The sequence below is a fragment of the Arcticibacter sp. genome (assembly GCF_045629565.1).
Taxonomy (GTDB): Bacteria; Bacteroidota; Bacteroidia; order Sphingobacteriales; family Sphingobacteriaceae; genus Arcticibacter.
The window spans coordinates 62,829-84,923 of the sequence record NZ_JAZQRL010000101.1 but is presented as its reverse complement, the minus strand read 5'-3'; the positions used below and the strand labels follow the sequence as shown (position 1 = coordinate 84,923).

Here is a 22,095-nt window from a genome sequence, read left to right as displayed (position 1 = left end):
TCTTATTAATTTATGATCAAATTTGAAAATTATCCCCTCAAAAAAGAATTATAGCGCATTATTTAAGCTTATTTAACTCTTTTGTGTAGCAGAGGATGTGCTTTTTCACAGTCTTGGAGAGCCCTTCAAGTATCGAGTTGTCCGATGCCAGCGTAATGTCTCTAGTCGTACCGGTCTTCATCAGAATATTAATGCTCTCATCGTTTACCTTATAAGCGTGGTTGGTTATGGTATCTGTAAAAACAAAGTATCTAATGTCTTGGGTGTCGATATTTAACAGGTCGGCAGCTCTCTTCCCGAGCTCTTCTACATGTTCCGCGTCAAAAGGCTCTGTACTTACTTTTATTTTATATAGAGAACGGCTTAACAGATACCTGCAAAGATGCGAAAGTATTTGGTCCTTTCCCGTCGCCCATACTTTTACCGATGTGAAAATATCATGATCATCCAAACAAGTAAAGTTTTGGATATGTATCGGGTCGTTTATGAACTCTTCCTTGGTGATGGTGTTAGTCAGAAAATGGTTGAAACTTGGAGTAGCAAACAGCTGCTCTCCCTTGTTCACCAGTTCCTTTGCCCTTCGTAAGATATTAACAAGAAGATGCTCAGCGGCTACAGCCGTTTTGTGCAGGTAAACCTGCCAGTACATAATACGTCGGGCTACGAGAAACTTTTCGATGGAATAGATGCCCTTTTCCTCTACCACAAGGTGCCCGTTGTATACATTGAGCATTTTAATGATTCTGTCAAATCCAATAATTCCTTCAGATACACCGGTGAAAAAGCTGTCTCTGTTCAGGTAATCCATCCGATCAGTATCTAACTGCCCTGACACAAGCTGATGAAGAAAAGGTTTACTATACGATCCTTTGAATATCTGTATGGCCAGGTCAAGCCTGTTGTCAAACTTTTGGTTCAAACTATCCATCAGCAAGATGGAAATATCCTCGTGTGAGATACCGCTCACAATCGTGTTCTCCAATGCATGAGAGTAGGGACCATGCCCTACGTCATGAAGCAGAATTGCAATGGTCACGGCCTCTTCCTCTTCCTCCGTAATGTTATGCCCTTTTCCTTTTAAAGTTTCAATCGCCATGCTCATTAGATGCATGGCACCCAAGGCATGGTGAAAGCGTGTATGAACGGCACCGGGATAGACAAGATGGGTCATTCCAAGTTGCTTGATATTTCTCAGTCGCTGAAAATAGGGGTGGTCAATCAGGTCATAGACCAACTCAGACGGGATCGTTATAAAACCGTATACCGGATCGTTTATTATTTTTTTCTTATTCAATATAAATGTTCCCTCTGCAAAAATTGTTAATTTTCCTGAATACAAAAAACCACTTTTATTGTTATATTCTTTTTGAATAAATATAAAAAATACTTTACACAGATAATATGCAGGAAACCACGATACTATGGGCTGATGATGAGATTGATTTGTTAAAACCCCATATCATGTTCCTTAACGATAAAGGCTACACCGTTAAGACCGCTACCAACGGGAATGATGCCCTTGATGCTTTTAGAAACGGATATTACGACATCGTTTTTTTAGATGAGAATATGCCTGGACTTACCGGTCTTGAAACGCTCGCAGAAATTAAAAATATCAATCCTGATGTTCCGGTTGTACTGATTACCAAGAATGAAGAGGAGCATTTGATGGAAGATGCTATCGGCTCCAAGATCGACGACTATCTCATTAAACCCGTCAATCCTAAGCAGATTCAGCTTACCATCAAAAGACTTATCGATAATAAACGCCTTGTTAGCGAGAAAACATCCATGGCTTACCAGCAGGACTTCAGAAACCTCGGTATGACCCTGAACGATAATCTTAGTTACACCGAATGGGCAGATGTTTATAAGAAACTTGTTTTCTGGGAACTTTCATTGGAGAAATTAGAAGATGCGGGAATGCATGAAATTCTCACCCTTCAAAAAGCAGAAGCAAACGCACAATTCTGCAAGTTTATTGAGAAGAATTATCTTGGCTGGCTGAAAGATCCTGACAGTGGCCCCGTCACCTCCAATCAGCTCCTCAAGAAAAAGCTTTTTCCTCAGTTGGAGGCTTCAAAGCCTACCTTCTTCATACTGATTGATAACCTTCGTTACGACCAATGGAAGATGATCAATTCGATCATCACTGAGCACTTCAGGTTAGACGAAGAAGAGACCTACTTCAGCATCCTTCCTACAGCCACGCAGTATGCCCGTAACGCGATATTCTCAGGCTTGATGCCCATTGAAATGGAAAAGCGGTTTCCGTCCATGTGGCAAAATGATGAAGACGAGGGAGGTAAGAACCTCTTTGAAGACCAGTTCCTGAAAGATCAGCTCCAGAGGGTGCTCAGACGCGACGTTAAGCACTCTTATACCAAAGTGCTCACGTTCGAGCAGGGCAAAGACCTCGTTGAGAATTTCAACAACTTAATGGGAAATGAATTGAATGCCATTGTATTCAATTTTGTTGATATGCTTTCCCACGCCCGTACTGACATGGCAATGATCAGGGAGCTTGCAAACGATGAAGCCGCCTACCGTTCACTCACACTCTCCTGGTTCGAGCATTCGCCATTGCTTGAATTGTTGAAGAAAATTTCGCAGAAAAACGTCAAGTTGGTCATCACTACCGATCATGGAACGATCCGCGTAAAACACCCGAGCAAGGTTATTGGTGATCGTAATACCAATACCAACTTACGATATAAGCAGGGAAAGAATCTCAACTTCAATGCAAAAGAAGTATTCCATATCAAGAACCCACACGATGCGCAGCTGCCGAAACTCCACGTAAGTTCCAGCTTCATCTTTACAAAAGAAGATAGTTACTTTGTATATCCAAATAACTATAATCACTTCGTTAACTATTATAACGAGACATTTCAGCACGGGGGCATATCCCTGGAGGAAATGATTGTTCCATACATTACTTATAGTCCTAGATAGGTTATGAATCAACTAATTTCTGCGATTGATGAGCTTCCCGGGGTGGCAGGAGAACTTCTTTCTTTCGCAAATGAAGAACGTGTATTTATATTTTATGGTGAAATGGGTGCAGGCAAAACGACTTTTATCAAGGCGTTGTGCCTGCAGCTGGGCGTCACGGATACCGTCTCGAGTCCTACATTCTCGATCGTTAACGAATACGAGTCACCCGGAGGAAGTGTTTATCACTTTGACTTCTACCGGCTTAAGGATCAAAGTGAAGCCTTTGATCTCGGTTATGAGGATTATCTGTATTCGGGGCAGTATTGTCTGATCGAGTGGCCGGAAAAGATTCCCGATCTGATACCTCCAAGGGTTGTCAAAGTGAACCTGGAGCTGACAGATGACGATAAACGAAGTTTGACTGCAGAAATACAGAACCTGCTATAATCAGAGGATTATAGCAGGGAATTTGTAGATTAGGCTTAATTTAACAATCTTATGATGACTGAACTGTCTGACATTGCGAAGCAGGCTATGATGCAACCTCAGGAAGCAATGATGGAGACCAGGAGCCGGAAGAATTCTCTTTTTATAGGAATACCTAAAGAGTCTTCATTTCAGGAGAACCGGATTCCGCTTACGCCGCTTTCGGTGGCTGTACTTGTAAATAACGGACATAAAGTAGTCATTGAATCCGGCGCCGGAAACGGTGCTAACTTCTCCGATAATGATTACAGTGAGCAAGGTGCTATCATAGAATACAATAAGAAGGATCTTTTCAAAGCGGATATTATCATTAAAATCGGTCCGCCTACATCAGAAGAAATAGAAATGATGAAACCTTGCCAGGTTTTATTTTCCACTCTTCAGATGGCCTCTCTTAAAGCAGAGAGCCTGGAAGCGATGATGAAGAAAAAAATAACCGCGCTCTCCTATGAATATTTGCGGGATGAAGGGGGCTCTCTCTCGGTGATCCGGTCGATGAGCGAGATCGTGGGTGCTACCTCGGTTTTGATCGCTGCCGAGTACTTAAGTAATGTGTTCGATGGAAAAGGCCTTATGCTCGGAGGAATAACCGGTGTGCCGCCTACAGAGATGGTGATTCTTGGAGGAGGCTCTGTTGCCGAATACGCTGCCCGTACTGCCATAGCCCTGGGTGCCGAAGTGAAAGTCTTTGACACATCCATCTACCGTCTGCGCAGGCTTCAGAACAACATCGGAAATCGCGTCTTCACGTCTGTGCTTCATCCTATCGTACTGAATAAAGCCATCACTACATGCGACGTAGTGATCGGGGCTATCCGTGCGAGTCATGGCAGGAGTCCTTGCGTTGTTTCGGAAGAGACCGTAAGTAAGATGAAGCCAAATTCAGTGATCATTGACGTGAGCATTGATCAGGGAGGCTGCTTTGAAACCTCGCGCATCACTAATCATACACATCCCGTTTTTCGCAAGTATGATGTAATCCATTACTGTGTTCCTAATATCGCGTCCAGAGTGGCTCGTACTGCAACCTATGCTCTCACCAATATATTTACACCCATTCTGGTCGATATAGGTGAAATGGGTGGAATAAAAAATGTTATCTGGGAGAAGCCGGGGATAAGGAACGCCATTTATCTGTATCAGGGTCATCTTACTAATCAGGATCTTGCCAACCGTTTTAACATACCTCCCAAAGACCTGGATCTGCTGATCATCTCTCATCGCTAGGAAAGAAGCCATTAAAACAAATCGCTGCAATTCATCTTTTAATGGAAAGTTCTGACTATGCATTTGAATAAACAATATTTTAAAGATTTGTGGAAGGTGATTCTGGGTTCTGTAAATGCTTTTTCTCAAGATAGAGCAATGAAATACAGTGCTTCGCTTGCTTATAGTACCATTTTTGCGCTGTCTCCTCTTTTGGTGCTGATTATATCCCTTGCCAGCATCTTTTATGGAAAGGACGCTATTCAGGGAAAGCTGTTTTCTGAAATAAATCAGCTTGTCGGTAGTGATGCCGCCAATCAGATTCAAATCCTGATCGAGAAGAGTGCACTGTCTGGAGACTCTACAATTTCTCTGATCATCAGCATTGTGGTATTGATGGTGGGCGCTACAGCAATTTTCACAGAGATACAAGATACACTCAATATTATCTGGCGAGTTCGTCCCAAGCCGAAGAAGGGCTTTCAAAAGTTGCTGATCAATCGTGTTCTATCGTTTTCTATGATTATAAGCCTTGGTTTTCTGCTTGTCGTATCTCTTGTGGTCAATGGCATAGTGGCCGCATTAAGTCAGCGATTAAGCAGCATTTTTCCGGAAATTACCGTTCTTTTGGTTCAGGCTTTCAATATCTTCCTTACCTTTTCTATTATTACTACGCTGTTTGCTATCATATTTAAGTTTCTTCCCGACGTAAAGATTTCGTGGAAAGACGTTCGAGTCGGAGCCATAGCAACAGCGTTATTGTTTATGCTGGGAAGAGTACTTATAGGTTTCTACCTTCAAATGGCCGGCACCGGTTCAACATTTGGTGCTGCCGGCTCTCTCGTTGTTATTTTGACCTGGGTGTATTACACGGCTGCAATCCTATATTTCGGTGCAGAATTTACACAGGTCTACGCAGAGAAATTTGGTGGGAGCATTCAGCCTGCAGAATACGCTGTCCATGTGATTCAGACGGAGGAAGAGGTGGCGGTCAAGGAATTACCAAAGAAGAATATGTGCGAGGACGACGCCGTCACTCCGGCTAAAAACTCTTAAAGAATAATTACGATTGAAAACGCGGATTTAAATACGTATTATTATTTTTATGAAATTCAACTTTCTGGCCGTCGTATTGGTTACTTGTCTTTGCTGCTCATGTGTTAATAAGCCTGCGGGTACCAACTCGTCATCTCTGAATAACGTATCCCGGTTGTTTAGCAATTACTGGGAGCAGCGATCCCGATTCTTCCCTCTGGAGGCCATGCAACAAGGTGATAACCGGTATAATCACTTGCTGCCCAATGACCAGACTGCCGGTTTTAGGGATTCGCTTAAGAGCTTCTATTCAGCTACCTTAGATTCCCTGACTAAATTTAACCGCGATTCGCTGACCGCAAATGATAAACTAAGTTATGATGTACTTGCCTATGAGTTGCATACTCAGCTTGAAGGATTGCAGTATAACACCTGGATGCTTCCATTCCAGCAATTTACGGGGATGCCTCTGGTGATCGCTCAACTTGGCTCCGGAGACAGCTTTCAACCGTTTAACACTATTGAAGATTATGATAACTGGCTATCCAGAATCAAAGCATTTACTGTCTGGACAAATTCAGCAATTGACAATTTCGAGACAGGCTTAAGGAAAGGTGTTGTGCTGCCGGCCAGCCTCGTTAAAAAGACGATACCTCAGATGCAGTCTATGCTTGTTGATGAGCCCTCCAAAAGTCTGTTTTACGGACCGGTAAATAAGTTTCCTTCCTCTTTTACCGAGCAGCAGAAGGCTGAACTTACTCAGAAATATATCGATGCCATAACGAATGATATCATCCCCTCATATAGGAAACTAGCTGTCTTTCTTGAAAAGGAATACCTGCCCAAGGCCAGAACCACATCCGGTATTTCCGCCGTTCCTGGTGGCAAGGACATGTATAATTACCTGATAAAGTATTATACAACTACTGAAATCACTCCGGAAGAAATCTACCAGACCGGGTTAAAGGAGGTTGAGCGTATACGTACCGAAATGGAACGTGTTAAGGATGAAGTAGGTTTTAGCGGTGACTTGCCGGCTTTCTTCGAATTTATGAAGACTTCGCCAAGATTCACGCCTTTTAAGTCGAGCAAAGATGTAATTAATGCCTTCCGCGGAATATATGAAAAGGTCAAGCCTAATGTAAATCAGTTATTCGGCACTAAGCCTGCCGCGCCATTTGAGATACGTCAGACGGAAGCGTTTAGAGAGGCATCTGCAAGTGCAGAGTATATTCCTGGCTCTGCAGACGGTAGTCGCGCCGGCGTATTCTACGTGCCGGTTCCAGACCCTTCATCTTTCAATATCACTTCAGGCATGGAGTCACTCTTCCTCCATGAAGCCATTCCGGGCCACCACTACCAGATATCCCTGCAGCAGGAAAACCTTAGCTTACCGGCATTCCGCCGCTTTGCCTGGTATGGAGCGTTTGGAGAAGGCTGGGCTTTATACGCTGAATCGTTAGGCAAGGAGCTTGGTTTATATACAGACCCCTATCAATACATGGGAGCATTGGGTGATGAAATGCATCGCGCAATTCGCCTGGTGGTTGATGTCGCAATCCATCTAAAAGGTATGTCGAGGGAAGAAGCGATCGCTTACATGATGAAGAATGAGGCGATCGGTAAAGATGCCGCTACTGCCGAAATTGAAAGGTACATGGCCATACCTGGTCAGGCAGTGTCTTACAAGGTCGGACAGATGAAGATTCGTGAGTTGCGCCAGATGTGTGAGCAGGAGCTCAAAGGTGATTTCAGAATATCCGAATTTCATGACGAGCTCCTCCGGGACGGAGTGCTCCCTCTTTCACTTCTCGAAAGTAAAATGAACAGGTGGGTTGCCGGCTTTAACAAGTAGCAACCCATCCGTTCGGTTATTTCTGCCTGTCGGCATAACCGAATACCTTCTGCAGCAATATGCTGTTTCTTGAAGATACGTTTTGTCTGATTTTTAATTCTTCTTTTGCAATTTCCATAAAAAGACCGTCGATCGCCTTTTGTGTAACGTAACCGGTAAGGTCTGGATTGATGTCTGTCACCAGCGGAATCTGGTTATACCGGGAAACCACCTCAGTCCAGTTCCGCGTAGCACCTACTTTAGCCAGGCTGCTCTGAATAATCGGCTTAAACTTTGCACTTAACTGATCATTGGTGACCCGCTGAAAATACTGTGTAGCAGCATCGCTCTGCTTGCCCAAAAGAATGGAGCTCGCATCGCTGATGGTCATCTGTTTGATAGCCGAGATAAATATGGGCTTAGCTTCTATCACAGCGTCTTCTGCCGCACGGTTAAGGCTGGTAATTACATTGTCGCATAGTTGATTGAGACCCAGTGACCTGAGTGCCTTCTCTACCTTTTGTGCCTCGGGCGGAAACAGTAGTTTAACAGCTGCGTTGCCTAGAAAGCCATTTTGAGCATTCAGTCTTTCGGCACTGGCGCTGGTTCCTAACTGAAGCGCTTCCTTAATTCCGGAGGCGATCTCTGATGATGTAGGATTACCCATAGATTGGCTAAGCACTTGCGCTGTTTGGTTCAATGTTTCGCAGCTGCTTAGTACTACAGCTGAGCTTAAGAGGAGTACGAATAAGGGTCTTTTCATGTATTAATTTTCCGTTAGTGTAAGCAACTCCTCTGCCAGCAGAGAAGATGCCCGCACCAAACGTACGAATTCAGATTTAAAACCATCGTCATCTTTGCTCATTGCCTTGTTCGCCAGATCGGCTACCATCTCAAAAGTATATCGCTCCACAAACTCCGATTTTTTAAGCAGCATGCCATAACCCGCAACAGCTGCTGAGAACCTGAAGTCATTGCTGCTGTTATGGAGAGGTACGCCCTCATTGCCCACTGTTTTTTTAAGCAGCCGGCTCGTGTTGCTGTTTGGTGCCTTGTATCTCAGACTCACACTTACCAGCTCATCAGCATGATCTGATCCTGCAGGTATGTCTCTTTGGTATTTAAGTTCATCTACCGAACCAACAAAGCGACTCTTCACTCCATGAGGAATTATCTCATATAATGCAGTAACCGAGTGTCCTGCACCAACATCTCCGGCATCTTTAAGGTCATTGTTAAAGTCTTCAGCGTTTAGTGAGCGGTTTTCATATCCGATAAGCCGGTAAGCCTGAACTCTTGAGGGATTAAATTCCAGTTGCAGCTTCACATCTTTTGCCAGGGTGAAGAGCGTTCCTCCGAATTCTGTTACAAGCACTTTTCGTCCTTCGCTGATATTGTCGATGTAAGCGTAATTGCCATTGCCTTTATCAGCCAGAAGCTCCATTTTGCTATCCTTGTAGTTGCCCATCCCGAAACCAAGTACGGATAAGAAGATGCCGGTCTTCCTTTTCTCCTCAATCAATTTTTGCATATCCATATCGCTGGATTGTCCCGTATTGAAATCGCCGTCCGTAGCCATAATCACTCTGTTGTTGCCTTTTTTGATGAAGCGGGAAGCCGCAAGGTCATATGCCAGCTTGATCCCCGCACCGCCAGCCGTTGATCCGCCCGCCTGCAACCGATTGATCGCATCCAGGATTATTCGCTTGTTCTTTCCAGATGTGGGTTCAAGAGCGATGTCTGCCGAGCCGGCATAGCTAACTATCGACACATTATCTGATGGCCTGAGCTGATTGACCAGCATCTTCAAAGACGACTTGACTAAAGGCAGTTTGTTATATGCATTCATCGATCCGGATACATCAACAAGAAGAACCAGATTCGATGGAGGTATCTTGAAAATGTCCATTTTTTTCGCCTGAAGTCCAATCCTCAACAGCTTGTGCTCAGCGTTCCATGGAGCGGTGCTTAACTCAGTGCTGATTGAAAGAGGTTCATCGTTTTCGGGAGCCGGATAATCATACTCGAAATAGTTGATCATTTCTTCAATTCTCACAGCGGCCGAAGGCGGTAATTGTCCCTGATTAATAAAGCGCCGTACATTACTGTAAGAGGCAGCGTCTACATCAATTCCAAACGTAGAAAGAGGATTTAACTGCGGACTAACAAATCTGTTCTCCGCAAAGGACGCGTATGATTCACTCGGTAATGGTCGGTGCCTCATAACGTTTCCCATAGGTGCATGAAGCACATTTGCGCTCTTCTGCAGATAACCTGCGCCGTTTGCTTCAAATCTTTCGAAACCTTTGTTAAGCTCAATGTCCAGGCTCTGCTGACCTTCATACTTTACCAGCTGCGTCCGGTATCCGCCAAGCCTAAACTCTATTGTGGCCCCTGGCGATGGTCTGCGAATAGCATAGTGCCCGTCCTTGTCAGTAACAGAAGCCTCACCTTCGCTCTTCACCGATATCAGTACGCCCTTTAATGGTTTTAGCTGGCTCGCACAGACTACTGTTCCCCTGAGCATCTCAGGTTGTCTGCTACCGGATCCCATGAGGACCGCCAGAATCAGCAAAGGGACGATGATGATAATCTTTTTCATGCCAAATGTTTAAGTCAGGATGAAAAGGGCTGCGTCTTTCCATATATCGATAAAAAATTTTTATACTTGATCAAAGAATTTACGATTGAAGTTCATTAAGAATAAATCTGGTTACTTGAACGTTTCTGAAGCAGACCTGCTTCTGGAGTATCGGCGTACGGGCGACCTGGAAGTGTTGGGCAGGCTTTACAGCGGATACATGCCGCTTGTATATGGTCTATGTCTCAAGTATTTCAAGGACGAAGAACTCAGTAAGGATGCAGTAATGCAGATCTTCGAACAGCTGATCGCTAAGCTCAGGCAGCATGAGGTAAGCAATTTCAAGAGCTGGTTGTATACACTTGCCCGTAACTACTGTCTCATGGCGCTTAGAGCAAGCTCCAGGCATGTATTCGTCTCTCTTGAAATGGAGAATATGGAAAGACCTGAAGTTGTGCATCTTGATATAGACAGTACAAACGAAAGTCAGCTTAGCGCAATGGAGAAGTGCATGGAGACACTCCCCACCGAACAGCGTCGGGCAATAGACCTGTTCTACCTTCAGCAGAAGTGCTATAAGGAAGTTGCGGATATAACTGGCTTCGACATGAACAAGGTCAAAAGCTATATCCAGAACGGCAAGCGGAATTTAAAAATTTGTATGGAGAGGAATGACAGAAGCGAATAAACAAAAGTACAATCTTATACAGCAATACCTGGATGGTAGCCTGGATCCGGAACGGATGCATGAGCTTGAAAAGGAAGCTCTTGAAGATCCATTCCTCGCCGAGGCGCTGGAAGGCTATTCGGCATTCGAAGGCTCGGTACAACCACATTTGAGTCTCCTCCAGCGTCAGCTCGAAGCACGGATAGCAGATAACGCCGTAAAAAAGAATATGTTCTTTTTTACATGGCAACGGATCAGTGTGGCTGCTGCTGCAAGTCTTCTTTTTATATCTGCCAGCATTCTTTTCTGGATGAAAGGAACAAATACAGAATCCCGCCTGGCGGATAACGCTAAAGATGTCGAGGTTACGCTTACACCCAACGACAAATTGGGTGAGGAAAGTCAGGATGCTGAAAAGTACTCCCAGAATAAGGAGGTGACTGAAGAGGTAGAAGCGCTTACTGCTCTTCGGCCACCAGGAAACGAGACGAAAATCCAACCGAAAATTGTCACATCAGGAACTGACAAAAAGAATAAAGAAACCCAGCGTTATGCTGCCGGAACCCGTCCCGCTCCGGCAATTTCAGACACACCTTCTGAAAAGGTAGAGGGTTTTCTACCCGACAAAACTAGAGCGACTGGAAGTCTTACCGCCTCTGCAAGCATAGCTTCTGCTGAGCCGGGTCAAAACGCGCCACCTGCCTACGCCCGTGGACAGGTTATAGCGATGAGAGGCACTAGAGTATTGTCTACCCATGACAGCGGTAGAGTTCATGAAAGAGCTTCGTCCGCAGCTAACTCTACTGATCCCCAAACTGTCGTAGTCCAAGGTGCCGTTCAGCCTTTAGAGGGCTGGGAAAATTACCAGGCATATGTTAGCAAAAATAAGCGCTTGCCAGCACCTGCTGAGGGAACAGGTACCGTAACGATCGTATTTACGACAGACTCCCTGGGGAGGCCAAATACCTACCGCATCGAAAAGGGCATCGACGAGAACTATAATGCTGAGGCGATCCGTCTACTGAAGGAAGGACCTTTATGGAAAGCCGATGAAACCGGTCGTAAGCACGTTGGCTATATCCAGGTAGATTTCAAGTAATAACCCCCTTATGAAGTATTTTTTCCTATTACTTTGTTGTGCACTTACATCTTGTAGTCAGAATAAACGTCTTGCAGAAGTAAATCAGTACAGTGATGACCCCCATTCTTTTTCCAAACCTTCAGAGGTTCAGGTGAAGCATCTTGATCTTAATTTACAGGTAGATTTTGATAAGAAACTGCTAACAGGCAAAGCATCCTGGACGATCGCTAACTTATCGGGGGCAGATAGCATCATTTTCGACACCAGGGGACTGGAGATCGAGAGAGTGAGCTTGTCAGACAGTACCGAAAATGCAGAGTATGTTTTAGGCCCAGAAGATAAACTTCTTGGAAAGGCATTGAAGATAAAAATCAATAAAGACACAGACAGAGTAACCGTTTGGTATTCCACATCTCCTGATGCCGCGGCTGTACAGTGGCTCAATCCGCAGCAGACCGCAGGAAAAAAACATCCTTTTCTTTTCACCCAGTCTCAGGCGATTCTCGCCCGTACCTGGCTACCCTGCCAGGATTCTCCGGGAATCCGGTTTACATACAACGCTACTGTGTCAGTACCTAAAGACTTGTTGGCTATTATGAGTGCGGAAAATCCGCTCAAGAAGAACGAGGCAGGCATTTACCAATTCATACAGCCGAAGGCGATTCCTTCTTATCTGATGGCGCTGGCAGTTGGCGACCTGGAATTTAAAGCTATCGACGACAGAACCGGTGTCTACGCTGAGCCTGTTTCGCTGAAAGCAGCTGCATGGGAGTTTGCCGATATGGGCAAAATGGTCAATTCAGCCGAAAAACTCTATGGCCCTTATCAATGGGGGCGCTATGATGTGGTAGTGTTGCCGCCAAGCTTTCCTTTCGGAGGAATGGAAAACCCCATGCTGACGTTTGTTACACCGACAGTTATCGCGGGGGACCGTTCTCTGGTAAGTTTAATCGCACACGAACTCGCACACAGTTGGAGCGGTAATCTGGTGACGAATGCCACATGGGACGACTTCTGGTTAAACGAAGGTTTTACGGTATATTTTGAGAGACGAATCGTCGAAGATGTGTACGGCGAGGAGGAATCAAAAATGCAGGAAGTGCTTGGCCACGAGGCTCTAAAAGAGACAATGGCTGACTTGGGCCACTCACACGAAGACACCCGTCTGCATCTCGAACTGGCCGGTCGCGACCCTGATGAAGGGATGACGGATATCGCCTACGAAAAGGGATATTTCTTTTTGAGAGCTTTAGAAGATGCTGTCGGCCGGGAAAGGATGGATGCTTTCCTCAAAGAATATTTTGCTAAGCACGCTTTTCAATCGCTCACAACAGAACAGTTTGTCACATACCTCGACCAGCATTTGTTAAACGGTGACGAGGCTCTGCGTGCAAAAATCAGTGTAGAGGAATGGATTTACAAACCTGGTATACCTGCCGGGATGCCGGTTGCTGTTTCGAACCAGTTTAGCCTTATTGATTCTGTTGTAATTGCCTGGAAGAAAGAAGTAAGATCTGAAGGACTAAAAAGTCACCTTAAATCTGCCAACGAACAGCTTTATCTTATTAAGCGCCTGCCGCAAAGTCTGAGTGTCTCGGATATGACGAAGATAGATCAAGAATTTGGTTTTACGCAGTCGGGCAATGCCGAGCTGAACGCTGCCTGGTTCTTGCATGCCATTCGAAATCAGTATCAGGTGGCCAATCCTGCAATTGAAGAATTTTTGATCCGGGTAGGACGACGCAAGTTCATCATCCCGCTATACACGGAAATGGCCGGGACGGACGAAGGAAAACGATGGGCAAAAAAGGTCTATAAACAAGCGAGACCGAACTATCATTCGGTCTCGTATAATACTATAGATGATCTCCTTGAAAATTAGAGGAACAAATTAAACAGAAGATAAATACCGCTTGCCAGAAGGGCTGATACAGGTATTGTGAGTACCCATGCCCAGATCAGATTGATGGTAACTCCCCACCTCACTGCCGACATACGTTTGGTTACCCCAACACCTATGATTGATCCGGTAATGGTATGAGTGGTAGAAACCGGAATAGCAAAGTGTTCCGTAAAGCCCAGCGTGATTGCGCCTGCTGTCTCTGCGGCAACGCCTTCCAGTGGTGTCACTTTAGTGATCTTAGAACCCATCGTCTTTACAATTCTCCAGCCGCCGCTCATGGTTCCCAGAGAAATAGCACCGTAACATACAAGAGGAATCCATTCAGGCATCGGATCACTGCTACTCACTACATTATTAGCAACTAAAGCTACGAAGATAATACCCATAACCTTCTGAGCGTCGTTACCACCGTGAGTAAAGCTCAATGCGGCAGATGATAACAGCTGGAGCGCTTTAAACCATTTTTCAGCAGTTGCCGGCTTAGACCATCGGCTCAGATTGACGATAATGAGGGTGATAATGATCGATATAATCATACCTATAACCGGCGCTAACACAATAAAGGATATAATTTTAAAGACATATCCTAAGTTAAGGGCGTCGGCTGCCGAAGCACCATTCAGCATGGCATAGGTAACTCCGGCTCCTGCAAATCCACCTATTAGTGTATGTGAAGAGCTGGACGGAATACCATAATACCAGGTAAACAGGTTCCAGGTAATCGCTGCAATTAATCCGGCAAGAATGACGTGTATCGTAATGTAATTTTCAACTACAGTCTTTGCTACTGTATTAGCAACCTTATGGTCGTCAAAATAGAAGTATGCGGCAAAATTGAAGATTGCAGCCCAGAGAACAGCCTGGAAAGGAGATAGAACTTTTGTTGACACAACCGTAGCGATGGAGTTCGCCGCGTCATGAAAACCGTTGATATAATCAAAAGCAATTGCCATAATGATGACAATTACCAATAGTGTAGTAACCATTTTGTATTGTTTAGTAGTTAAGCATTCTTAACCAGGATCGTTTCAAGAACGTTGGCCACATCTTCACATTTATCGGTCGCTGTTTCCATAGCTGCAAATAACTCTTTGTATTTGATGATCGTTTTAGCGTCATCTTCAAATTCAAACAAATCGGCTACTGCACGGTCAAACACATAGTCAGCCTGGTTTTCCATGCTGTTAATGCGTACGCATGAGTCAGTAATCAGCCTGATGTTCTTCAGGTTTTTTAGCTCTTCGACAGCCTTATTCACATCTATACAACCCTGTAAGATCAGTTCAGCAAGTTTCTTGATAGGAGGCGTGATGTCAGTGATCTTGTAAAGATCCATTCTCGCTGCTGAACCGTGTATATAGTCGGCGATATCATCCAGGGCAGATGCGAGAGCGTGCATATCTTCACGGTCGAAGGGGGTAATGAAATTTTTACCCATTTCCAGAAATATCAGGTGGGTAATGTCATCTCCAACATGTTCCAGGTCTTCGATCTTCTTGGTAAGTTCCTTCCGTCTCTCTAGATCTGTGGTGTTAACAAGCTCATTTAGAGCCTCTCCTAATGAAATTAAATTCCGACTGGCCTTCTCGAATAGAGGAAAGAACTTTCTGTCTTTAGGAACAAAGTACTGAATAATGCTATTTAATGACATATGATTGTTTTCAAAATATGTGCAAAATTACTGATCGTATGTTAACCTAATGTTAAGTTTTTGTTAGTCGGTCATCTTTTTTACTTTGCTTTTGAAACAGTAAATGCAAAAGTTGAACCCAGTCCCTCGGTACTCCGGACAGTGATTGTTTGCTGGTGAGCCTCCAGGATATGTTTTACGATGGCAAGGCCAAGGCCTGAACCCCCTATCTGTCTGGAGCGGCTCTTATCCGTCCTGAAAAATCGTTCAAATACACGCGGCAAATACTTTTCCTCAATGCCTATTCCATCATCTGTCACTTCGACAAGTATCTGGTCATGAAGTTCAAATATTTTCAAACTAGTCGTTCCGCCTGCTTTACCATATTTAATAGAATTACTGACGAGGTTGATCAACACCTGGTGTATCTTGTCCCGATCTGCATAGATCCAGGTCGGAAAATTATACTTTTCCTTAAATACGAGGTGGATATTATGTTTGCTCGCTTTCAGTTCCATCTGTTCAAACACTTCTTTGATCAACGCTGAAAGGTCAAACTTTTTGTAACTTATTTGGATCTCTCCGTTCTCAAGCTTGGAAATTGCGTCTATGTCTTTGATTAACAAGCTTAAACGATCAATGTTCTTAGAGGCTTTATTTAGAAAGCTTCTGTTCATCTCTGTATCTTCGAGCCCTTCATCCTGCAGCGCCTCGATATATCCCTGTACTGCAAATAGAGGTGTTTTGAGCTCGTGAGAGATATTTCCAAGAAACTCCTTCCGAAATTGTTCCTGTTTTTTGAGCTCATCTATTTCAATTTTCTTTACACGGGCCCATTCTTTAACCTCGGTCTCTACATCATTTATGGGATCATCGGTAACATATTCCCCTAACGCATCTTTGAGTTCTTGCCCCAGCTTCAGGTTGTGGATCAGCTTATAAATCAACTTTATCTTACTGTATACAAATCGCTCAATTAAGTAATAAAACACAATGTAGCATATAACAAGTGTGATAACAAAGGTTACCACGGTATGATACCAGCTATTCTGAAAATAGTAATTTACAATGGCTAGTGTCAGAGCCACAACAAATGCATTGATTAGAACTAAAACCCTGAGCTTCATATTACAATAATACTATTTTTCCCCCTGCCACTCACCAAAAAACTCTTCCAGGTAGCGCTCCATAAACTCATGTCGCCCTGCAGCAATCCGACGTGCGGCCGATGTGTTCATTTTGTCTTTAAGCAGTAAAAGCTTTTCATAGAAATGGTTGATTGTTGGAGCGGTGCTGTTTTTATATTCTTCCTTACTTTGCAGAGGTTTTGGCTCAATGGACGGATCGTAAAGTGTTCTGTTTTTATAACCCCCATAGGTGAAAGCCCTCGCAATCCCGATCGCGCCGATAGCATCCAGCCTGTCTGCATCCTGGACGATCTCCATTTCCCTGGAAGAATATCTGACCTCACCTAAACCAGATTTATAAGACATATGGCGTATGATCTGTTCCACGTGGAATACCACATCTTCTTCTACTCCAGTAGATTGGAGGAATTTTCGTGCAGTCTTCGGTCCGATCTCCTCGTCTCCGTTATGAAATTTAGAATCAGCTATGTCATGAAGAAGCGCTGCGAGTTCAACAACGAGATGGTTGGCATCCTCAGACCGAAGAAGAAGCCTGGCATTTTTCCAAACGCGTTCGGTATGCCACCAGTCATGCCCGCTTTCTGCATTCTCAAGCGACTCTTTTACAAAGGCAGCGGTTTTAACAATAAGGTCCGAATGCATGCTTTTGAAGTATATAGTTAATTCAGATTTTCCAAAAGGGATTTTAAGAAAACTTCAGGGATCTGGAGGTGGGGGATATGACCAACTTCGTTAAACTCGACGAGCTTAGAACCTCTTATCTTCCGGGCAGTTTCTTTACCGAGGACAGCATATTGTCCATATTTTTTCTGGTCCTCAGGAGATAGGGTTCCTTTGCCAACAATAGTCTTGTCTGCCGTCCCTATGAACAGTACGGTTGGTACCTGTAGTGATGAGAACTCGTGCACCACCGGTTGCTCAAAGATCATGGTAAAGGTCAATGCTGACACCCTGGCGTACCTGGGAAAGTCAGCGCTTTTCGTCACCCCAGCGGCTATATCAACCAGATAATCGTATTCGCTTTTCCACTCAGGAAAGTAAGACGACTGATAATACTTTTTTACGCTTGCTGCGGTCGTCTTTAACTCGTTCATGTACTGTTCTTCCGTAGTCAAATAGGGGATGATCATTCTGTAATCCTCCAAACCTATCGGATTCTCCAATAGAAGCCTCGTAGTCCGCTCCGGATAAAGCAAGGCAAATCTGGTCGCCAGCATGCCCCCCATTGAGTGTCCGAGGATGGCAGTTTTCTGGATGCCCAATGTGTCGAGCAATTGCTTGTTGAACCGCGCCAGAAGATGAAAGCTGTAGTGAATGAATGGTTTGGACGATTTTCCAAAGCCGATCTGGTCTGGAACAACTACCCGGTAACCCTGAGTGCTTAGTGCCTGAATAACATTCGTCCAGTAATAGCCTGCAAAGTTTTTTCCGTGAAACAGCATCACCGTCTTTCCATTAGGATTAGTCGGCTTGATATCCATGTAAGCCATGCGGAGATCCTGCCCTTCCACTTTCAATGCAAGGTGCTGTATAGGGTAAGCGTACTTTACATTTTCAAGCGTAATGGACAAGGTGTCCTGTTGCCCGGAGGCATAGAAGCTAATACTAAGCAGGAGAAACGCTACTATTCCTTTCATACTATACAGACGGTGTTTTTATCCAGTTAAACCGGTATTTTTTGCTGAGTTCTGGATTCACCTCCTCTTTTAACGCTTCCGGAGCGCTTATAGTTTTAGCGTCGCCATCACTCACGAACCGTGTGTTATGCTTGATCTGGCTTTTCATGAAGTTTTCGGGATTCTCGGTATGCTCTCCTGCCTGCACCCTTTGAATACCCAGCCGGTTGAACTTTTTGGAATAGGGAGACACGGAGGTTGCTGACCCTACGAGCATCACCGATTCGTGTTTATAACGTATGCCTTCAAACTCTCCCGATTCTTCAAGAGCTCGGTTCTTTGCATGCATACCCAAGGGGAGAGCTAAGCTTTTTACTTCATAATCAGGAAGAAATTCCCTGATCTCCTTTACGAACATGGCCAGGTGCTTCTGCGCCTCTGTATCACTAAGTTTCGACAGCTGAGCATGATACCAGGTATGATTTCCTATTTCGTAACCATTGTTCAGCAACCATTCCAGTTTTTGCTTCTTATATTCGGGTTGGGCAAACAGACGAAGAGTAGGCTTAATAGCCGGTAGTACGTAAAACGTAGCTGTGATAGGGAAGTCCTGATGTTTCTTTTTGAATGCTTCCATTATTCCCAAAGCACAGTTGGGATCGATGATGAGTTCTCCGTTCTTTTCGATGTAGCGGAACTGGCCTGCGCTCGAGTCGTCAAATGTCATAGCGAACGGCGTTTTTCCTGCAGGAACATCCAGCTCTCCCGACGCAATAGCATGAACGGATACCGGATAAAAGTCATTGTCGTAAAGCATTTGAAGGTCCTTTCGGAAGTTTTCAGGAGTTCGTCTCCATCTATCTTCCGGATAGCCTATCAAGTGATACTCCAGAACCATAACCCTTCCTAACTCATTGGGCGTATAACTTTCCTTACTGAAATCTTTTATGGAAGCAGTTGTCGTATCGGCGGTTTGAAACCCGGTCGAAACCTCTTTGAGGGAATCCCGTTGGTCGGAGTGACTGTTGCTTGCTGTTGGTGAACAAGCATTCGCTAAAGCAATGGCTACTGCAGAACTGAGCAGAAATGAAGAAAACGGTAATTTCATGTAAGGATATCTGATCGATAAAGATAGGCCTATAAACGAAATTATCCTAAGCTCAATTCACAATCAGCTTGTAGCCCTTACCGTGTACGTTCAGGATCTCTACCGAAGGATCGTCTTTTAAATATTTCCGGAGCTTACTAAGGAATACATCCATACTTCGGCCATTAAAATAATTATCGTCATGCCAGATACTTAGAAGAGCCTCTTCCCGGGTAAGCACCTGATTTTTCTTCAGACAGAGAAGTCGCAGCAGTTCTGCTTCTTTGGTCGACAGCTTCTGAACCGCCTCCTCGTGCTTTATTGACTGAAGTGTATAGTCAAAATGGTATTTACCTATCTCAAACTTATCAGGCGTTTCGCCGCCTGCGTTGCTCTGGTTCGCTACGCGCTTCAGTAGCGCGTTTATTCGCAGGAGCAGCTCTTCTATTCGGAAAGGCTTGGTAATATAATCGTCTCCACCCAGAGTAAAGGCTTCAGACTTGTCTTCAATCATTGCCTTGGCGGTTGCAAATATTATCGGTATCACGGGATCCTTTTTCCGGATGTCTTTCCCGAGAGAAAAGCCGTCTTTTTTGGGCATCATAACGTCGAGAATACAAAGGTCAAAGTTGTCTTTCTGAAACATAGCAAGACCCTCTTCTCCATCACGTGCAAGCTGCACATCATATTTACCTTTCAGCTGGAGGTAATCCTGCAGTAACATGCCGAGGTTGGGATCGTCTTCTACCAATAAAATTTTCTTCATTTGAATATATTCGGGTCGTGTAGCCAAAGATGACCTTCACCAGGTTAACTATTAATGTTTATGCGTTCTGTGAAAGGGTATGTAAAACAATTTCAAATTCTGAACCCTTATCTTTTTCACTCTTTACTTTTATCTCACCGTTATGGCGGTTTACGATGTCATGAACGTAGCTGAGGCCGAGTCCAAATCCTTTAACATCATGCAGGTTGCCTGTCGGTATTCTGTAAAACTGCTCAAATATTTTGGAAAGATGATCCTTGCTCATACCGATACCATTGTCGGATACTCTTAAAATAAGCTTTTTACCTATGTTCAAAGTAGATATAGAAATCTCGGGGTCAGCTTTGCTATATTTCAATGCGTTGTCTATCAAGTTGAAAATTACATTGCTCAGGTGATGTTCGTCGCCGTTGATTGTATCCAGAGTCGCTTTCAGCTCGAGGTTGATTTTAGCGTTCTTTTTCTGGAATTGAAGCTGCATGCTGTCAGCTATCGCACTGATCAGATCATTGACCTCCACCTGCTTAAAATCAAGCTTCAGGTCACCCTTGTCGAGCTTGGCGATATTCAGTACCCGCTCGATATGGTTGCCTAATCTGATGTTCTCGTCATAGATAATTCCGGCAAGACGGTTCACCCGTTGCTTATCGTCAGTGATTTCAGGATCTTTTAGCGCCTCACTGGCGATCATGATCGTGGCCACCGGAGTCTTAAACTCATGGGTCATGTTATTGATAAAGTCGGTCTTCATCTCCGAGACCTTCTTTTGACGGAAGATCGTCAGGATGGTATACGAGAAGCAGCCGATCAAAACCAGCAGCAGGCTTGCAGATGAAGCCAGCACTGCATGCATGTTCTGGAACATAAACTGGTTTTTACCCGGAAAGGTAACGGTTAGCAGTCCGTTATCAGATATAATGCCTTTCGGAAACAGGCTGGTTGTGTAGACATCGTCACTGGCAGTCTTTGCTGCTATATCCGATGCACTTGTAAACAGTAGAGAATCAGATTTGGCTGTCGAGATCTGATAGAGATACCCCAGGGAGATACCGCGGTTCTGTAGTTCGCTTTTTAGCAAAGTATCTACCGTACGGGGGTTTACGCGATGCAGGAGGGGAATATTAAACTGCTCATAGTCGTTGGCTAGATCTTCAAATATCGCTGCCTTTTGATTTCGCGGCTTGGCTGTCTTAAAGAAGTGGTTCACACTCTTTACTTCACTTTCTTTCTGCCGGCGAAGCTCTAAGTCCCTCAGTTCAGATTCTCTTTGTCGTTTCGCAATTAATAGCTCACGATTTAATTTAGGATTTTTACGCGGAATAGAAACGACCCGCAATCCAGCAAGTGGATCTTCAATCAGGTAAAAAACAGTATCCTTGGCAGAGGCTCTGGCTTTCTTGACCTTCTGGATATCTCCGTTCTCTACATAAAGCTCATGAACCTCATTTTGAAAGACTTGTCCGAAGTCATCAACCGACTGGTGCATCTTGATTTTGAAATGAACCTTGCTCAGCTGATCGGGATCCCGGAAATAGGTTTCATAAAAGTCGTTGTCTATTGTCATGATCCGCGGAAACTTGCTTCTCAGCAGACTGTCTCTCACTTTGAAATCCCTTTCGATGTTGGCTGTGAGTGTCTTCACCCTTTCTGCGAATCGTTCCACCTGGCGCTCCGCTATCTGCTGGTCCCTTCTTTTCTCCTCCCTGCTTTTCTTCAACTCCTCAGCCATTGCCTTTTGCTTGACAAAGTGCATCGCATCGTGCTTGGCGAGTTTGTTGGTCACCTCGCTTAAGGCGCTGTTCACAGAAAGGTCAAAGAGCTGCGACTTTTGTAAATAGGACTCGCGTATGAAATAATACTGCATAGCCATAACACCCAGCAACGCCGCAGTCATCAATCCTATTATAAGGCTAATACTTCTTTTCTTCATTCCATACAAAAATACATAAGACCCTGTGCACTAAATATGTTTTAACAATTTTTAACACTGAATGTCGTACCCGGTGCTTGTGGACGAGCCTTACAGGTTTTGTCTGGGGAGTAAGAGGGCGACTTGTCATGAACAGGAAAGCGTCCAAGCAACAAAAGGCCCCTTACTAATGTAAAGAGCCTTTTGTT

At 44.4% G+C, this 22,095-nt stretch carries 19 protein-coding genes; 8 read left to right on the top strand and 11 right to left on the bottom strand.

All coding sequences use genetic code 11. The features are described 5' to 3' along the window. Nucleotides 1-58: 58 nt before the first annotated feature. Nucleotides 59-1,294 (bottom strand): HD domain-containing protein, encoded by a 1,236-nt coding sequence (locus ACKI5J_RS13370; RefSeq protein ID WP_407430040.1) that lies wholly within the window; start codon nt 1,292-1,294, stop codon nt 59-61. A 107-nt stretch (nt 1,295-1,401) separates the two neighbouring features. On the opposite strand from ACKI5J_RS13370, the gene ACKI5J_RS13365 reads away from it, so the two are divergent. From ACKI5J_RS13365 to ACKI5J_RS13345, 5 genes are read left to right on the top strand one after another with little or no spacing between them, the layout of a single operon-like run. Then, nucleotides 1,402-2,955: a PglZ domain-containing protein gene (locus ACKI5J_RS13365; RefSeq protein WP_407429982.1), complete on the top strand. Its 1,554-nt coding sequence runs from the start codon at nt 1,402-1,404 to the stop codon at nt 2,953-2,955. A gap of 3 nt (nt 2,956-2,958) precedes the next feature. Further along, the gene (tsaE, locus tag ACKI5J_RS13360) at nt 2,959-3,384 is read left to right on the top strand and encodes a tRNA (adenosine(37)-N6)-threonylcarbamoyltransferase complex ATPase subunit type 1 TsaE (protein WP_407429981.1); all 426 of its coding nucleotides are present in this window, start codon (nt 2,959-2,961) and stop codon (nt 3,382-3,384) included. Nucleotides 3,385-3,438: 54 nt separating this feature from the next. Further along, nucleotides 3,439-4,650, top strand: coding sequence for an alanine dehydrogenase (locus ACKI5J_RS13355; RefSeq protein ID WP_407430039.1), 1,212 nt, complete (start codon nt 3,439-3,441; stop codon nt 4,648-4,650). A 57-nt stretch (nt 4,651-4,707) separates the two neighbouring features. Further along, the gene (locus ACKI5J_RS13350; RefSeq protein ID WP_407429980.1) at nt 4,708-5,685 is read left to right on the top strand and encodes a YihY/virulence factor BrkB family protein; all 978 of its coding nucleotides are present in this window, start codon (nt 4,708-4,710) and stop codon (nt 5,683-5,685) included. Nucleotides 5,686-5,734: 49 nt separating this feature from the next. Further along, nucleotides 5,735-7,519: a DUF885 domain-containing protein gene (locus ACKI5J_RS13345; protein WP_407429979.1), complete on the top strand. Its 1,785-nt coding sequence runs from the start codon at nt 5,735-5,737 to the stop codon at nt 7,517-7,519. Nucleotides 7,520-7,535: 16 nt separating this feature from the next. Here the strand turns inward: ACKI5J_RS13345 and ACKI5J_RS13340 are convergent, their stop codons facing one another. Continuing rightward, nucleotides 7,536-8,261 (bottom strand): DUF4197 domain-containing protein, encoded by a 726-nt coding sequence (locus tag ACKI5J_RS13340; RefSeq protein WP_407429978.1) that lies wholly within the window; start codon nt 8,259-8,261, stop codon nt 7,536-7,538. Between the two features lie 3 nt (nt 8,262-8,264). Beyond that, nucleotides 8,265-10,100 (bottom strand): von Willebrand factor type A domain-containing protein, encoded by a 1,836-nt coding sequence (locus ACKI5J_RS13335; RefSeq protein ID WP_407429977.1) that lies wholly within the window; start codon nt 10,098-10,100, stop codon nt 8,265-8,267. An 85-nt stretch (nt 10,101-10,185) separates the two neighbouring features. Here ACKI5J_RS13335 and ACKI5J_RS13330 point away from each other — a divergent pair, with 85 nt between their 5' ends. From ACKI5J_RS13330 to ACKI5J_RS13320, 3 genes are read left to right on the top strand one after another with little or no spacing between them, the layout of a single operon-like run. Continuing rightward, nucleotides 10,186-10,767: an RNA polymerase sigma factor gene (locus tag ACKI5J_RS13330; RefSeq protein ID WP_407429976.1), complete on the top strand. Its 582-nt coding sequence runs from the start codon at nt 10,186-10,188 to the stop codon at nt 10,765-10,767. After that, complete coding sequence (locus tag ACKI5J_RS13325) at nt 10,751-11,845, top strand: hypothetical protein (protein ID WP_407429975.1); 1,095 nt, start codon at nt 10,751-10,753, stop codon at nt 11,843-11,845. The genes ACKI5J_RS13330 and ACKI5J_RS13325 overlap by 17 nt, the downstream gene beginning before the upstream one ends. A 10-nt stretch (nt 11,846-11,855) precedes the next feature. Beyond that, the gene (locus tag ACKI5J_RS13320) at nt 11,856-13,709 is read left to right on the top strand and encodes a M1 family metallopeptidase (RefSeq protein ID WP_407429974.1); all 1,854 of its coding nucleotides are present in this window, start codon (nt 11,856-11,858) and stop codon (nt 13,707-13,709) included. Here the strand turns inward: ACKI5J_RS13320 and ACKI5J_RS13315 are convergent. The 8 genes from ACKI5J_RS13315 to ACKI5J_RS13280 form a co-directional block, all read right to left on the bottom strand. Next, nucleotides 13,706-14,716 (bottom strand): inorganic phosphate transporter, encoded by a 1,011-nt coding sequence (locus tag ACKI5J_RS13315; RefSeq protein ID WP_407429973.1) that lies wholly within the window; start codon nt 14,714-14,716, stop codon nt 13,706-13,708. The two genes, ACKI5J_RS13320 and ACKI5J_RS13315, sit on opposite strands and share 4 nt — an antisense overlap. 17 nt (nt 14,717-14,733) lie before the next feature. Beyond that, nucleotides 14,734-15,381, bottom strand: a complete 648-nt coding sequence (locus tag ACKI5J_RS13310; protein WP_407429972.1) for a DUF47 domain-containing protein — start codon at nt 15,379-15,381, stop codon at nt 14,734-14,736. A gap of 80 nt (nt 15,382-15,461) precedes the next feature. Continuing rightward, nucleotides 15,462-16,487: a sensor histidine kinase gene (locus ACKI5J_RS13305; RefSeq protein ID WP_407429971.1), complete on the bottom strand. Its 1,026-nt coding sequence runs from the start codon at nt 16,485-16,487 to the stop codon at nt 15,462-15,464. A gap of 12 nt (nt 16,488-16,499) precedes the next feature. Continuing rightward, the gene (locus ACKI5J_RS13300; RefSeq protein ID WP_407429970.1) at nt 16,500-17,150 is read right to left on the bottom strand and encodes an HD domain-containing protein; all 651 of its coding nucleotides are present in this window, start codon (nt 17,148-17,150) and stop codon (nt 16,500-16,502) included. Nucleotides 17,151-17,167: 17 nt separating this feature from the next. Continuing rightward, nucleotides 17,168-18,145 (bottom strand): alpha/beta fold hydrolase, encoded by a 978-nt coding sequence (locus tag ACKI5J_RS13295; protein WP_407429969.1) that lies wholly within the window; start codon nt 18,143-18,145, stop codon nt 17,168-17,170. Nucleotide 18,146: 1 nt separating this feature from the next. Further along, complete coding sequence (locus ACKI5J_RS13290; RefSeq protein WP_407429968.1) at nt 18,147-19,232, bottom strand: polysaccharide deacetylase family protein; 1,086 nt, start codon at nt 19,230-19,232, stop codon at nt 18,147-18,149. Nucleotides 19,233-19,284: 52 nt separating this feature from the next. Beyond that, nucleotides 19,285-19,977: a response regulator transcription factor gene (locus ACKI5J_RS13285; RefSeq protein WP_407429967.1), complete on the bottom strand. Its 693-nt coding sequence runs from the start codon at nt 19,975-19,977 to the stop codon at nt 19,285-19,287. 58 nt (nt 19,978-20,035) lie between these two features. Further along, complete coding sequence (locus tag ACKI5J_RS13280; protein WP_407429966.1) at nt 20,036-21,907, bottom strand: sensor histidine kinase; 1,872 nt, start codon at nt 21,905-21,907, stop codon at nt 20,036-20,038. Nucleotides 21,908-22,095 lie beyond the last annotated feature (188 nt).